This is a genomic window from Acidovorax sp. SUPP950, assembly GCF_030158935.1.
Lineage (GTDB): Bacteria > Pseudomonadota > Gammaproteobacteria > Burkholderiales > Burkholderiaceae_C > Paracidovorax.
In genome coordinates this window covers 998,915-1,013,245 of record NZ_BQXE01000001.1, presented here as the reverse complement: position 1 = coordinate 1,013,245, position 14,331 = coordinate 998,915, and the positions used below count along the sequence as shown (strand labels likewise).

At 65.2% G+C, this 14,331-nt stretch carries 13 protein-coding genes; 5 read left to right on the top strand and 8 right to left on the bottom strand.

Annotation, left to right across the window (positions count from 1 at the left end):
• Positions 1 to 41: 41 nt before the first annotated feature.
• A complete protein-coding gene (locus AVME950_RS04800) occupies positions 42 to 1,043 on the top strand; it encodes a hydrogen peroxide-inducible genes activator (protein WP_284428940.1) in 1,002 nt (333 codons plus the stop codon).
• Positions 1,044 to 1,062: 19 nt separating this feature from the next.
• Here AVME950_RS04800 and map read toward each other — a convergent pair whose 3' ends face one another.
• Together map and AVME950_RS04790 are read right to left on the bottom strand one after the other, a co-directional pair.
• Positions 1,063 to 1,875 (bottom strand): type I methionyl aminopeptidase, encoded by an 813-nt coding sequence (gene map / locus AVME950_RS04795; protein WP_284428939.1) that lies wholly within the window; start codon positions 1,873 to 1,875, stop codon positions 1,063 to 1,065.
• Positions 1,875 to 2,129, bottom strand: a complete 255-nt coding sequence (locus AVME950_RS04790) for a ParD-like family protein (RefSeq protein ID WP_284428938.1) — start codon at positions 2,127 to 2,129, stop codon at positions 1,875 to 1,877. Before AVME950_RS04790 ends, map begins: the two co-directional genes overlap by 1 nt.
• A gap of 453 nt (positions 2,130 to 2,582) precedes the next feature.
• On the opposite strand from AVME950_RS04790, the gene AVME950_RS04785 reads away from it, so the two are divergent.
• Together AVME950_RS04785 and AVME950_RS04780 are read left to right on the top strand one after the other, a co-directional pair.
• Complete coding sequence (locus tag AVME950_RS04785) at positions 2,583 to 3,845, top strand: GGDEF domain-containing protein (RefSeq protein ID WP_284428937.1); 1,263 nt, start codon at positions 2,583 to 2,585, stop codon at positions 3,843 to 3,845.
• 86 nt (positions 3,846 to 3,931) lie between these two features.
• Complete coding sequence (locus tag AVME950_RS04780; RefSeq protein ID WP_284428936.1) at positions 3,932 to 4,870, top strand: LysR family transcriptional regulator; 939 nt, start codon at positions 3,932 to 3,934, stop codon at positions 4,868 to 4,870.
• Between the two features lie 210 nt (positions 4,871 to 5,080).
• On the opposite strand, the gene AVME950_RS04775 is transcribed toward AVME950_RS04780, so the two are convergent.
• Positions 5,081 to 5,239 carry a hypothetical protein gene (locus tag AVME950_RS04775; protein WP_284428935.1) on the bottom strand — a complete coding sequence of 53 codons (159 nt, stop codon included), beginning with the start codon at positions 5,237 to 5,239 and terminating at the stop codon, positions 5,081 to 5,083.
• Positions 5,240 to 5,277: 38 nt separating this feature from the next.
• Positions 5,278 to 5,709, bottom strand: coding sequence for a VOC family protein (locus AVME950_RS04770; RefSeq protein WP_284428934.1), 432 nt, complete (start codon positions 5,707 to 5,709; stop codon positions 5,278 to 5,280).
• 204 nt (positions 5,710 to 5,913) lie between these two features.
• On the opposite strand from AVME950_RS04770, the gene AVME950_RS04765 reads away from it, so the two are divergent.
• Together AVME950_RS04765 and AVME950_RS04760 are read left to right on the top strand one after the other, a co-directional pair.
• Positions 5,914 to 6,738: an undecaprenyl-diphosphate phosphatase gene (locus tag AVME950_RS04765; RefSeq protein ID WP_272564344.1), complete on the top strand. Its 825-nt coding sequence runs from the start codon at positions 5,914 to 5,916 to the stop codon at positions 6,736 to 6,738.
• Positions 6,739 to 6,924: 186 nt separating this feature from the next.
• The gene (locus AVME950_RS04760; RefSeq protein WP_284428933.1) at positions 6,925 to 8,265 is read left to right on the top strand and encodes a diguanylate cyclase domain-containing protein; all 1,341 of its coding nucleotides are present in this window, start codon (positions 6,925 to 6,927) and stop codon (positions 8,263 to 8,265) included.
• Between the two features lie 72 nt (positions 8,266 to 8,337).
• Here AVME950_RS04760 and AVME950_RS04755 read toward each other — a convergent pair whose 3' ends face one another.
• From AVME950_RS04755 to AVME950_RS04740, 4 genes are all read right to left on the bottom strand, one after another.
• On the bottom strand, positions 8,338 to 9,822 hold the full coding sequence (locus tag AVME950_RS04755) for an FAD-binding oxidoreductase (RefSeq protein WP_284428932.1): 1,485 nt from the start codon (positions 9,820 to 9,822) through the stop codon (positions 8,338 to 8,340).
• A gap of 85 nt (positions 9,823 to 9,907) precedes the next feature.
• Positions 9,908 to 11,710: a diguanylate cyclase gene (locus AVME950_RS04750; RefSeq protein WP_284428931.1), complete on the bottom strand. Its 1,803-nt coding sequence runs from the start codon at positions 11,708 to 11,710 to the stop codon at positions 9,908 to 9,910.
• Positions 11,711 to 12,152: 442 nt separating this feature from the next.
• Positions 12,153 to 12,968 (bottom strand): alpha/beta fold hydrolase, encoded by an 816-nt coding sequence (locus AVME950_RS04745; RefSeq protein WP_284428930.1) that lies wholly within the window; start codon positions 12,966 to 12,968, stop codon positions 12,153 to 12,155.
• A gap of 43 nt (positions 12,969 to 13,011) precedes the next feature.
• Positions 13,012 to 13,839 (bottom strand): proteasome-type protease, encoded by an 828-nt coding sequence (locus tag AVME950_RS04740; RefSeq protein ID WP_284394794.1) that lies wholly within the window; start codon positions 13,837 to 13,839, stop codon positions 13,012 to 13,014.
• Positions 13,840 to 14,331 lie beyond the last annotated feature (492 nt).

Here is a 14,331-nt window from a genome sequence, read left to right as displayed (position 1 = left end):
AACCGATTCACCCCAGCTGCCGTCCCTTTTCGCCCCAGACAATGACGCTCACCGAACTCAAGTACATCGTCGCCCTTGCGCAGGAAAAGCGTTTCAGCCGCGCAGCCCACCTTTGCAATGTCTCCCAGCCCTCGCTGTCGATGGCCATCAAGAAGCTGGAAGAGGAACTGGAACTCAAGCTGTTCGAGCGCACGGCGGGACAGGTGTCGGTCACGCCGGTGGGTGAGGAGATCGTCTACGAGGCCCGGCGGATCCTCGAGCATGCGGCCGCCATCCAGAAAATCGCCCAGCGCGGCAAGGACCCGCTGGCCGGCACGATCAAGATCGGCGTGTCCTATACCGTCGGTCCGTATCTGCTGCCCGAGCTGGTGCACCACTCCAAAGCCCGCACGCCGCAGATGGAGCTCATTCTCAAGGGCAGCTTCACGGAGCGGCTGATCGAAATGCTGGGCACGGGGGAGATCGATTGCGCCATCATGGCCGAGCCCTTTCGCTCCACCGGGCTGGCCAAGGCGGCCCTGTACGACGAACCCCTGATCGCGGCGGTGCCTGCCTCGCACATCCTGGCCCGGCGTGAAAGCGTCTCCACGACCGAACTGCAGGGCGAGACGCTGCTGCTGCTGGAAGCGGACGAGAGTTTGCGGGAACACCTGGAAGCACTGAGCCCGGAGGCCGCGCCGGCCCTGGGCGATGCGGAAGGGGTGAGCCACACCTTCGAAGGCTACTCGCTGGAAACCATCAAGCACATGGTCTCGCGCGGCATGGGCATTACCCTCGTGCCGCGCCTGTCGGTGCCGCAGGACCAGATGCACTCGGGCTACAAGCGGCGCAAGGACGATGAGCATCCCGCCGAAAAGCGCCGCCGCAACGACGACAACCAGATCCGCTACCTGCCCATCCAGCAGGAATCCGGCCAGCCGCCACCCGTGCGTCGGATCGTGCTGGCCTGGCGCAGGAGCTTTCCCCGCTACGAGGTCATTGCCGCCCTGCGCAATGCGATCTATGCGTGCGAGCTTCCCGGCGTCACGCCCATTCTGAGGTAGAGGGGCCGCTGGGCTGGGATCAGGGACCTGGCTTGCCGGCGGTCAGGGGCGGGTAGGTGCCCGTCCCTTCGGGCCAGGCGGTGAGCACCTCGTACCCCTCGGGCGTGACCGCCACCATGTGTTCCCACTGGGCGGAGAGGGATCGGTCCTTCGTCACCACGGTCCACCCATCGGACAGTTGCCGGGTCTCGCGTCTGCCCGCGTTGAGCATCGGCTCGATGGTGAAAACCATGCCCGGTTCCAGCCGCAGCCCCTCTCCGCGGCGGCCGTAGTGCAGCACTTGCATATCTTCGTGATAGACCTGACCGATGCCGTGTCCGCAGTACTCGCGCACCACGCTGAAGTGCTCCCGGTGAGCCACGGACTGGATGGCATGGCCAATGTCGCCCAGCGTCCCTCCGGGTCGGACCTGCTGGATGCCCGCCCGCAGGGCTTCATAGGTCGTCTCCACCAGGCGCCGGGCCAAGGCACTGGGGGCGCCGACGAAGTACATGCGGCTGGTGTCGCCGAACCATCCATCCTTGATGACGGCGACATCGATGTTGACGATGTCGCCCTGCTTCAGGATCTTGTCGGGCGAAGGGATGCCATGGCAAACCACCTGGTTGACGGAGGTCAGGATGGTCTTGGGGTACCCCTGGTAGCCCACGTTGGCTGGAATGGCGCCCTGGACATTCACGATGTGGTCATGGCAGATGCGGTCGAGCGCCTCGGTGCTCACGCCGGGCACGACGTGGGGTGCCACCATGCTGAGGACCTCCGCGGCCAGTTGCCCCGCCTGCCGGGCCATCGCGATCTGCTCGGCCGACTTGATGCGAATGTCGCTGGCCATCAGTGTTGCCCGGGCGAGGAGGGGGCGGGCTTGCCCGAGGAGGCCGCTGCAGCCACCGAGATGTCCAGTCCCCCGGCGAGCTCGGCGCGGATCAGCAGTTGGCAGATTTCCCGGTGGTTCAACTCCGGATACAGCTCGGTGAGCATGCCGACGCGCATCCAGTGCTCGGCCTGCGCATTGATCGATCGGCTGAGTGCGTTGCCTGCCACGCGCAGGTTTTCGTGCATCAGATCCGAAATTTTGACGATTCCCATCAGTCACCTCTATACGAAACGTATGTGAAGTATATGTGTTTCATATGGTTTTTGATGGCTTCTTACGGGTTGGATCCGTGACTGGGAAACCAAGCAACCTCCTTTGACCTTTAAGCTGCCGCTCTTTCCAATCGCCAACGGGTGTTTACCGCGCAACTCGGTTCGCATTCGTTGAAAGGAGAGCGCGCGACCCAGTTACGCTCGGAGCCCGCGCCGGGGCGCGCGTTGCCGTGCTACGGGCTGCTGTCTTACTGTTTTATTGAGTAAAGGCTTGTAGGCAAGGTCCGTTTTAAACCGCCCACTGTCTCGATTTCCTGAATGGGATGTCGAGAAAGCCTATCTATTGCGCTTCGACTATTGTCCTGAATGAACCAATATGTAATATTGGCAATGAAATTTTGCTTATCACTGGTCAAGGCGCGAGCATCGGTTCGATCGTAAGGAAACACTTCCATGGGTTTTAGGGATTTATGGGACACGTTACGTGCCCGCCGGCGCATGCGCTTTGAAAATACGGATGCGTTTCCAATGAGCGAAGAGTTGCACGAACTCGAGCCCTCCACGCATTCACCCCAGTCGGAGCTAGGGGTGGCCTTGATGCTGCGGCGGCGCATGGACCGTCCCCGCACGCGGATGGTGCCGGTCCTGCTGTGCTTGCTGTATCTGGCTTGCGTGCTGGTTTACTTTGCCTTGGGCGTGGTGGGTCTTTCCACGGTGCTGGTGGTCGCGGCCCTCATCGCATTGCTGGTGGTCGCTTTCATGGGCCTTTTCTATTTGGGTGTCCACGAGCATTTCGCCGACCGCCAAATGCGGTTGCCCATCGTGATCGGCTCGGCGGGCGCATTGCTTTTGGTTTTTTATCTGGAGCCCGTCACGCAGATCGCTCTGGCGCCGTTTTTGTTCGTGGTCATGGCCTATGGCCTGTTCACCCTGTCGCGCAACATGGCACTGGCGGTGTGCGTCGGTATCCTTGCGGTCTACGGAGCGATCAGCGGTTTGCACTATGCCCAGGACGAGAATGCCGCATTGCTGCGCCTGGAAGTACTGCACATCGTGTCGCTGGCACTGGCATTACCCGCCTATGTGCTGTTGATGGGGCGTGTGCGCATGTTGCACCGGTTGCTGCAAAAGAAAAGCAGCGAAGTGCGCTCCATTACCGAAAGCGCGCGCCGTGATGCCCTGGCGGGATGCCTGAATCGGCGGTCCGTCCTGGCCGCCCTCGAAGAACAAAAGCAGTTGGCGGACGAAAGCGGCATTCCGCTTTGCCTGGCCGTGGTGGATCTGGATCACTTCAAGCGGATCAACGACGAAATGGGCCACCTGGAGGGGGACGAAGTGCTTCGCACCTTTGCTAAGCTGGGGCAGGGCGCTGTGCGGGCTGACGATTTCTTCGGTCGATACGGCGGCGAAGAATTCCTGGTGATCTTTCCCGCGACGCCCTTGCTGCCTGCGCTGAACACCTGCGAGCGCATCCGCGTGCAGGTGGAGTCGCACGCTTGGGAAAACCCCCGCCTGCGGGGCCGGGTGACGGTGTCGATCGGTGTCACCCAATACGTGCTGGGTGAGACTGCCCTCGAGTTCTTCGCCCGTGCCGATGCCGCGATGTACATGGCCAAGCAAGGCGGGCGAAACCAGGTCGTGGTGCAGGAGCCCGTGGGGGCCGGCAGTGCTGCCAATGATGAAGAGGTGCAGGTGCCGTCGCACGGCTACTTCTAGGCGGGCTCTCCTGCGGCGCTCTGACTGAGCCACCAGAAAATCAGCGGTTTTTTGGGTTTTCCATCGATTTCTGGGATGCTTCGGAGATGATCCCCGAGCTCAAGACCCTCATCGCGGTTTGCAGATACGGAACCTTCGCGTCAGCGGGGGAGCAGATCGGACTGACCCAGTCGGCCGTCAGCAGCCAGATCAAGCGGCTGGAGGACGCGTTGGGATTTCCCCTGTTCGACAGGACCGGCCGCTCTGCAACGCTGAATGCGGCCGGACAGACGACTGTCGAGCGTGCGGAGGTCATCTGCGCGCTCTTTTCAAGGCTCGGTGATCCCCCCGATGAAAGCGCCACGCAAGGTGTTCTGCGCATCGGCTCCATTGCCTCGGCGCAGCCGACGCTTGTGGCCCGTGCGCTGGAGGGACTGAGGCGCCTGTTTCCGCAGGTCCGCGTGCATGTATCTCCCGGTGTCTCCATGCGGTTGATGGACGATCTCGACGCGGGAAAAATCGATGCCGCGGTGATGATCCGCCCTCCTTTCGGCATGCCCTCCGACCTGGCGTGGCAATCGCTCGTCCACGAGCCCTTCGTGCTGATCGTTCCCAAGGAGGAGACGGCGCGCAAGGATTGGCGTACCTTGATCCAGGCTCGGCCATTTCTTCGCTACGACCGGGTCTCGTTCGGTGGCCGAATGGTCGAAGGTTTCCTGCGGCGCCAGGGCCTGGCGGTCAATGAGGCCGTCGAACTGGATGAGATTCCCGGACTCATTCATCTCGCATCGAAAGGGGTGGGCGTTGCATTGGTTCCGTTGGTGGAAGCCCACCTGCCGTTGCCCGATGGCGTGCGTGTGATCTCGCTGCAGGAACACACCTTCCATCGTGAAATCGGGTTGCTCCAGCGTCGGGCCCAGAGCCGTTCGCCGTTCGTCGCCCACTTCTCGCGCAGCCTGGCAGAGGCTTCGCAGATCGGCCGCGTGAAGGCTCCCGCCGGGGCCAAGGCGCAAATGCTGGCCTTCCGCCGTCCCAAAGCGCCATAGCAGGGATACCGCGGTGGCGTGGTCGGCTCCGATGGCAGCCTTTTCCCTGTCGACCCGGATCACGGCCGTGGCGGATGTGATGACCAGACCGTCCGTCCGGGCCGCGATCTCCGGGGCCTGCCCCTTCTTTTGCGCAAAGTCCAACGGGTTGGCCACCGTGCCGTTTCGAAAGAGCGCAATGCGGGTCCGTGGCGTCACCGGTTGCTATTTTCACCTGAAGCCGGTCGGGTTGCACAGCCCCTTCGTGAACGGCATGGCGCCGGATACATCGCGAATGCCCACCGTGACCGTCGCCGACTCCCTGATCTTTTTCAAGGTATCGGTTTGTGCAGAGGCCGAAGCCGCAAGCGCCGTGCGCACCGCGGTCACGCCAGCGCGGGTGGTGAGGGAAGGTTCATCGCGCGTTCTCACTTGGCGAAGAGCGAACCCAGGTCCGCGAAAGCCTTCATCTCGATGGCATTGCCCGAGGGGTCCAGGAAGAACATGGTTGCCTGCTCGCCAGGTTCGCCTTTGAACCGGATGTACGGTTCGATGACGAATTTCGTATGCACCGCAGCCAGCTTGTCTGCCAGCGCCTGCCATGTGTCCATGGGCAGGATGGCGCCGAAATGCCGAACGGGGACGTCGTGCCCGTCGACGGCACTGCTCGCCCTGTGGCCGCATTCCTCGGGTGCCAGGTGGGCGACGATCTGATGGCCGTAGAAATCGAAATCGACCCACTCCGGAGCGCTTCGCCCTTCAGGACAGCCCAGCAGCTGCCCGTAGAAAGCGCGGGCTTCCGCGATGTCGCGGACGGGAAAAGCAAGATGGAAAGGAATGCGTGCAGGGGTGTCTGTCATGGCGTCGCCGTGGTGTGGAAGTTCGACATGACCCAGACTTTAGAAAACAAAAGGCATAACCGAAAACGATATATCTTCTTGCTGAGCACCAATGGAATTGATGCTTGAGCCGAGGCGAGAAGGCCGCCGTGCCATGGCGCTCCGGGATCTTCCGCCGCTCTTGCCGCGCGCCGATAATCCCGCCTGTCATTTCAAGGAGCGCCAGTGGATGTCGTATTGTTGGTCAAGGCCGCCATCATGGGGGTGGTCGAGGGCCTGACAGAGTTTCTTCCCATCTCTTCCACCGGGCATCTGATCCTGGCGGGTTCATTGCTCGGGTTCGACGATGCGAAGGCCAAGGTCTTCGATATCGCCATCCAGACCGGTGCGATCTTCGCGGTGATTCTGGTTTACTGGCAGAAGATCCGGGCCACCGTGGTGGCGCTGCCCACGCAGCGGCAGGCGCGGCGCTTCGCACTCAACGTGATCATCGGATTCCTGCCCGCCGTGGTGCTGGCGCTGATCTTTGGCAAGCTCATCAAGGAGCACCTGTTCACGCCCGTGGTGGTGGCCAGTACGTTCATCCTGGGCGGCTTCGTCATCCTGTGGGCCGAGCGCCGTTCGCCCCGCGCGGTGCGCGTGCACGAGGTGGACGACATGACGCCGCTCGATGCCCTCAAGGTGGGGCTGGCGCAGTGCCTGGCCATGGTGCCGGGCACGAGCCGCAGCGGCGCCACGATCATCGGCGGCATGCTGCTGGGGCTGTCTCGCAAGGCGGCCACCGACTTCTCGTTCTTCCTGGCCATCCCGACGCTGATCGGTGCGGGGGTCTACAGCCTGTACAAGGAGCGGCACCTGCTGACGGTGGGCGACGTGCCATTGTTCGCGGTCGGGCTGGTGTTCTCGTTCATCAGCGCCTGGCTCTGTGTGCGCTGGCTGCTGCGCTACATCAGCACGCACAGCTTCGTGCCGTTCGCGTACTACCGCATCGGCTTCGGCATCGTGGTGCTGGTGACCGCCTGGACCGGGTGGGTGACCTGGGCGGATTGACGGGCGCCGGCCACTCGCGCCAGTGGCGGCCCGCCAGCCCATCCGCTGAGGCATTGGTAACAGAAAGTGATAAGCTGCCCCGCGCAAGCCGGAATGCCGGGGAATGGCAGCGGCAGGCTGCCGCAGCGCCCCTTTTAGCCCCGGTTGCCCACGCCGCCAACGACAACAGTCAAAGGTTCCCGCCGTATGACGCCAAACGAGCTGCCGGGATTTCGCACGCTGCCCGCGTCGAGGGCGGCTGCCGAGTTTTCAGCCGAAGAGATGCTGGGGCTGCTCACACGCAGCGTGGGCGCCACCGTGGCGGCGGTGAACCGGCAGCAGCGCGTGGTGTACGTGAACGACGAATACGCCCGCTGGTTCGGCGCGCCCGCCTCGGAGCTGGTAGGCAAGACGCTGCTGGAGCTGTACGGCGACTACAACCATTCGCGCTTCATGCCGTTCGTGGAGCGGGTGTTGCGCGGCGAGCGCCTGAACTACCAGCGCCTGGTCCACAACCCCGAAGGCTTCGAGGAGTGGCGCACCATCTGCCTTGCGCCCTGGCGCAACGCCCAGGGCGAGATCGACGGCTTCGTCACCACGGCCCTGGATGTGCATGAGCTGCAGGTGACCATGAATGCCTTGCGCGCGGCCAACCAGCGGCTGTCTTCGCACATGGACAACAGCCCTCTGGCCGTGCTGGAGATGGACCACGAATTGCGGCTGCTGCACTGCTCGCGCCGTGCCATCCAGCTGATGGGCTGGGAAGACGTGGTGCAGATCGAGGCGCGGTCGCTGCTGGCGTTGCCGGGCACGGCGGCCATGGACGAGAACCTCACCCAGGCCCTGGCCAGCCTGCAATCGGGCCGCGAATCCCAGAACCGCGTGGAAACCTGCTTTCTGCGCGGCGACGGCACCGAGATGCACTGCGAGTGGTTCAACTCCGCGCTCACCGACGCCGAAGGGCGGGTGACCTCGATCATGTCGCTGGTGCAGGACGTTTCTTCCAAGATCGAGATTTCGCGACAGCAGCAGTATCTGGCCAATCACGACTCGCTCACCGGCCTGTACAACCGCTCGGCTTTCCACCGCCGCTGCGAGCGGTCTCTGGAGGTCGCGCGCCACCAGGCCGGCACGGTGGCGCTGCTTTTCATCGACCTGGATGGCTTCAAGAAGATCAACGACGAGCAGGGCCACAAGGTGGGCGACGAGGTGCTGCGGCTCGTGGCCAAGCGCCTGGGCAACGTGGTGCGCGCGCAGGACACCGTGGCACGCCTCGGGGGCGACGAGTTCCTGGTGATGCTGGATACCGACGTGGACCATGGCGCCCCCAACAGCCTGGGCCACCGCATCATCGATGCCCTGGGCCAGCCGATGCGGGTGGAGGGGCGCGACGTGCGCGTGGGCGCCAGCATCGGTGTGGCGACGTATCCGCCCATCGAGGGCGATATCGAGGTGCTCATGGGCCGGGCGGACCAGGCCATGTATGCCGCCAAGCGCGCGGGCTCGGGCTGCGTGCGCTACGCCGAGCCGCCTGCCGAGCGGCCTTGACCGAACGGGCGGCCTGGCCGGCATGCCGCCCGTCCTCGCGGCGAGTGGCATGTGCGGCTTGCACGCTCCGGATCAGTCTTTCGGAGGTGGTGGCAGCGCGATGCTCTGCGCGTAGTGGAAGAAGTTCGTCGGGTCGTACTGCAGCTTGACCTGCTGCAGCTTGGCGTATGTGGGGGCATCCCAGTAGGCGTCGGCGAAGTTCTCCAGCGTGGCATCGGGGTAGTTCTGGTACACGGCACCGCACAGCCACGGCTTGACCAGCTCCATCAGGCCTGCCAGCCACAGCTCCATGTGGGCGCGCTCTTCTTCGTCGCGCCAGAACACGTCCACCACCAGGTCGCAGTCCATGTGTCGGTGGATGAAGGCGCTGTCGGCCGCGGGGTAGCGGTTGATGGCGCCGCCATAGGGCTCCAGGTAGGCGAGCGACCAGGTGTTGGGCGAGGTGCTGAAGTAGTCCACCAGCTGCTGCCACTGGGCCTGGGTGACCGGCTGCGCGATGTACGCGCTGGCCTTGGATTCGCAGATGTGCGCGGGCAGGTGGTCGGGCAACTCGTAGGGCTCGTTCTCCAGGTAGCTGTTCATGTCCGGGTAGGTGCCCGTCTTGTCCACCAGCAGCTTCGCGCTCGGCACGGCCAGCAGGGAGGCGATGGCGTGCATGCCATCCTCGCGCGAACCGCAAAACATGCCCTGCACCATGTACACGGGCTTGCCGTTCAGGTAGCCCAGATTCATCATGTAGCCGAGCGTGTCGGGCGCGCCCACCTTCATGTAGCTGGTCTGGAAGAGTTCCAGCACCTGCGCGGCGTGCGCCGCATCCCAGCTGATGGACCATGCCCACACCTGGTCGAGCGGCACCATGCGGTAGGTCACCTGCAGCACCACGCCGAAGTTGCCCCCCGTGCCGCCGCGCAGCGCCCAAAAGAGGTCCGGGTTCTCCGTTTTGCTGGCCGTCACGGTGGTGCCGTCGGCCAGCATCACGCGCATCGAATCCACCAGGTCGCTCTGGATGCCGAAGGCGCGCGAGGTGTAGCCGTAGCCGCCCCCCTGCACGAAGCCCCCCACGCACACGTTGCCGCAGGCGCCGGTGGGAACGTGCCAGCCGGTGTGGTTCATCGCGGCATTGAACTGTTCGAATTGCGTGCCGGGCAGCACATGCACGAGCGCCTGGGCGCGATCCAGCACCACGCCGCAGAGCAGGCTGAGGTCGATCACCATGCCGCTGTTGACCGAATAGCCGGCAGTGCTGTGGCCGCCCGAGCGCACGGCCACCCAGGCGTTGAAGGTGCGGGCGTAGGCCAGGCACAGCGCCACGTCGGTCTCGCAAGCGCAGTACACGATGACCCACGGGTAGGACTGAAAGGCCGGGTTGGACTCCTTTCGGTCCTCTTCGTATCGCGGATCGCCGGGAACGACGATGCGCCCGAGCAGGCCGTCTTCCAGCGCGGCCAGCGCCTGCCAGGGGGTGGGATCGTCTGCGGACTGGCTGGCGGCCAGTGCGTTCAGGTGGGCGACGCGGGCGTCCTTGGCAATGCGGGCGGGACTCTTGCGATGGGCCATGGGGTGAAGCTCCTTGGGTGGTTGGACGATGGACGGAAAAAGGGTGCTCGAGGTGGAGGGGCGGTGAGGGTCGGCCGGGGCGGCACTAGGCGGAAGACAGCGCCAGGTCCCCGGTGTTGCGCCGCACGCAGAACTTGCCGCTTTGCTTGCCGGTGTACATGGCGGCATCGGCCAGCTTGATCAGCAGGGCCGGCTCGGTGGAGTCCAGGGGCGCCAGGGCATACCCGATGGTCAGGCCCACGTACAGTTCGAGATCGCCCAGCACGATGGGGGTGCGAAATGCATCCAGCAACTGGTTGCCGAGCGCATGCGCCTGCTCGGGGCTGGCCAGGTCATTGGCCATCACCACGAACTCGTCGCCGCCGATGCGGGCGACGGTGTCGGTGTGGCGCAGGTGTTCGTGCAGGCGCGCCGTCACCGCCACCAGCAGTTGGTCGCCCACGTCGTGTCCGTGGCTGTCGTTCACCGGCTTGAAGCCGTCCAGATCGAGCATGTACACGGCCGCCAGATGCTCGGGCGTGCAACGGGCCATGGCGGCCGCCAGCGCCAGGTCGAGCCCGCGCCGGTTCGCCAGGCCGGTGAGCGGGTCGGTGTGCGCGAGTGAGCGCATGGCGTCGCGCTCGCGGCGGGCATCGCGCGCGGCCCGGCCCAGCGCCGCGGTGCGCAGCCCCAGCACACGCATGAACAGCAGCATGTCCACCACCGTGCCGATCTGCAGGGCATGCAGTGTCCAGCCGTTGGCCGGCAGCAGGCCTTGCGACAGGCCGGCCATGGCAGCCGCCGCGATGAAGAACGCGGCGGCTGCCAGCAGCAGCGTGGCACCCAGCGGATCGCGCCGCCGCGCGCGGGCCCAGGCCACCGGCACGCTCATCAGCCAGGGCAGGGGGCCCAGGGCGGTGAGCAGCACCATGGCCATGCGCGTGTCGATCCCGTCCACGAGAAAGGCGGCGCCCAGCACCGCGCTGACCGCGGCACCGCCCTGCATGGCACGAAAGAAACCGCCACGCGCCTTGCCCTCCAGCAGGGCCTGCCCGAGGAACAGGAAGGTGGTCGCCAGTGCCGCGAAGCCGCACAGGGTCGCGATGTGCAGTTCGATCCAGAGCTGGTCGCGCCAGAGGTACTGTGCCCCGATACCGAAGAGCTGCAGGCAAAAGCCCGCGCTTGCCGCGACGAGCAGCGCGTAGTGCAGGAAGAGCCGCTCGCCTCCTCCGATCCATTGCCCCAGGCTGTAGATCAGCAGGCAAAGGGCCAGCCCGGCGAACAGGCCCTGCAGCATCTGCTCGGCGAGCGCGTCGGAGAGAAACTGCGGGGCCTGCGCCACGGTGGCGGGCAGGACCATGCTGCCGCCCGTGCGCACGCGCACCAGCAGTTCGTAGGGCACGCCGACGGTCATCTTGAGGCCCATCGCCGGGGTGCGCGACTGCCAGGGACGCTGGCTGAACGGGCGCATGTTGCCCATGGCGGCCTGCTGCACGATGCGGCCGCCCTGCGCCAGATAGAGGTCCACCTGGTGCAGGGCGGGGTAATCGATGTTCACGACCCACTCCGTGTTCGCCCTTGCCTGGTTGATCAGCGTGGCGCGCAGCCACAGGGCGCCCGCATGCACTCCGAGCGATCCGCCCGTGTGGGCCGGTGCGGCGAATGCGGCAGGGTTTGCCAGGGCTTCCTCGGCCGTCAGCGCCGCGGTGCGGTCGGCCCGCACCGTGAAGGTGTGCCACAGGTTCGCGGACGGCATGCCATCTCGGAGCACCAGCGGTTGCGCGGCCTGGGCGGCGGGGGCGAGCAATGCGGACATCACCACCACCACCACGCACCCCGGAAGAATGCGGCGCAGCCAGCACCGCAGGAAGGTTGGAGACCACGGATGCAGGCGGGAAAACAGGCGCATGGCAACGGTGGCAATGGGAGAGACGCGATGGCTTGGGCGTCAGCGCACCGTGCGCGAATGGCGGGCGCAGCGCCCGCCGGAAGGTGCCGGGCGATGTGTCATGTGCGCAAGCCGCCGCAGGGCGGGCAGAGGGCCATGCGGGGCCGGGAAGCAGCGCAGCGGGGGCGGACAGTGTGGGGACGGGGCATGCTGTATCACGTTGTAACGCTGCCGCAGTGTAGAAGAACTTTCTCTGCAGATTCCATTTTTTTGATGGCGCGGTGCGTGGGCCCCACGAAAAGCGGGTGCCACGCAGCGGTGGGCGGCGGGCGGCACCGGCCATGGGCGCGACCTTTCAAACGGCGGATGCGCTCTGCGTCCTCGTACTTGATTTCGGCAGATCGTTTGGGCGGCACTCTCGCACGGTGCGGAGCCGGCGCAGGGCGATCAGGGAGCCGAAGGATCAGGCGGCCCGGACCGCCATGAGATTCAACAGTGCGGCTTCGATGGCGGCGGCCGTGGTCTTGGGCTGCTCCATCGGGAACAGGTGGCTTCCGTCGAGCACCGTCACCCGCCCCTGGGTGATGCTCAGCGTCATCGCCATGCCCACCTGCCGCACCTCGGCCGATGAGCGCCCGCCAATGAACGCCGCAGGGCAGCGCAGCGGGTGCGCTCGCAGCAACTGCGACAGGTTGTGCGGCAGGGTGTTGTAGATGGCGGTCTCCACGGCCCGGTCGAAATGCAGCATGTGCCGGCCATCGTGCTCGCGCAGGCCGTGCTGGATGTAGTCGCGCAGCACCTCGCCATCCCACTGCGCGAAGGCCTTCTTCTTGCGGAAATGCTCCAGCGCCTCGCCGGGGCTGGCCCACGCGTTGCGCCGGGCCCGGCTGACCTTGCCGGGCGACACAGCACCCACCAGCTGCGTCTGCTTGGCCATGCCCAGCGCACTGGCGCGCCAGCCGCTGATGAGGGGCGAGTCGATCATCAGCACGCCGCGCGCCAGTTCGGGGTGGCGTGCGGCGGCCATCACGCTCAGGAAGCCGCCCAGCGAGTGGCCCACGAAGAACACCGGCCCGCCCACGCGTTGCACCTGCTCCTGCGCGAAGTCGGCCAGCTGCTGCACCAGGTGCGGCCAGTTGTTGGTGACAGGGTACTCAGGCGCATGCCCGTAGCGGTCCAGCGCGCTGACATCGAAACCACGGTCCTTCAGGTGGCGAAACAGCACCGAGTAGGTGCCTGCCGGAAAGCTGTTGGCGTGCGAGAAGACGATGGGGAGCATGGGGCTTCGGCGGCTGCTGCCCTGGCGGCGTGCCGCAAGGGCGTCAGACGAGCTTGTCGCGCGGGTTGGTGATCTTCTTGATCGGGCGGCTGCGCGACGGCTCGACCTTGATCGGCACTTCGGTCAGGCCACCGTGCCATGCGGGGTCTTCGATGCTGTCGAACACCTCGCGCAGCTTCTCGCCCCAGCTGTTGTGCAGCATGCGGAAGTAGGGGTTGTGCTCGTCGATGCAGACGATCTTGTCGGTGGCGAACTGGCCCACCTCATACACCACCAGGTCCAGCGGCAGCCCCACCGACAGGTTGGACTTGAGCGTGCTGTCCATGGACACCAGCGCGCACTTGGCGGCCTCGTCGAGCGGCGTGTCGGGCGTCAGCACGCGGTCGAGCACGGGCTTGCCGTATTTGGATTCGCCCACCTGGAAGTACGGCGTCTCGGACGTGGCCTCGATGAAGTTGCCCGCCGAGTACACCTGAAAGAGCCGCATGCCCTCGCCCTGGATCTGCCCGCCGAACACCAGCGAGACATTGAAGTCCACACCCGAGCGCTTGAGCGCAGCGCCGTCGCGTTCATGCACGTGGCGCACGGCGGCGCCCAGCACGCGGGCGGCATCGAACATGCTCTTGGCATTCCAGATCGTCATCGGCTCGCCGCCCTCGCGGTCGGTGAGCTGCTCGGACTGCAGGATCTCGCGCACCGACTGGGAGATGCTCAGGTTGCCGGCGGACAGCAGCACCATGAATCGGTCGCCCGCCTTCTCGTAGATCATCATCTTGCGAAAGGAGCTGATCTGGTCCAGGCCCGCATTGGTGCGGGAATCGGACAGGAAAACCAGTCCGGCGTTGAGCTTGATGGCGACGCAATACGTCATGGAGGGCAATTGGGGGACAAAGGGTCGAGTGTAGGCGCTGTCGCCGTTGCGCTGCGGACTTGCCCCAAGACGGTGCGGCAGAAACAGGGGACAAACAGTGCGGCGTGTCGCCAATGTTTCAGATGATTTCGCAATATGAAAAGACATTCGCATTTCCGGACATTGGCTTCGCGTGTCGGGGGGGATTCCGCCTTGTGGTTCGAAGAATGGCGGGTGGGTTAAGCGACGGATCAATTAGTCGCCGTTCTCGCTTTCTTTACCGCTTCGAAAGGTGTTTTTTCCATGACCAATGCATCCAGGCTCGTCTCCACGGGCAGCCGCCTCCTCAAACAGATGGCATCGCAACAACCGACCGCCCAGGCGGCCAAAAAGGCCGCGTCGGGCGCCACCACCGCCGGCCAATCGCGGCCGGGTTTGGCGCCGCCGGGCTTGAATGCCCGTGCGGGAGGGGGCAAGGCCCATTCGGGCAGCGCATCGCCGCAAGCCCGGGGC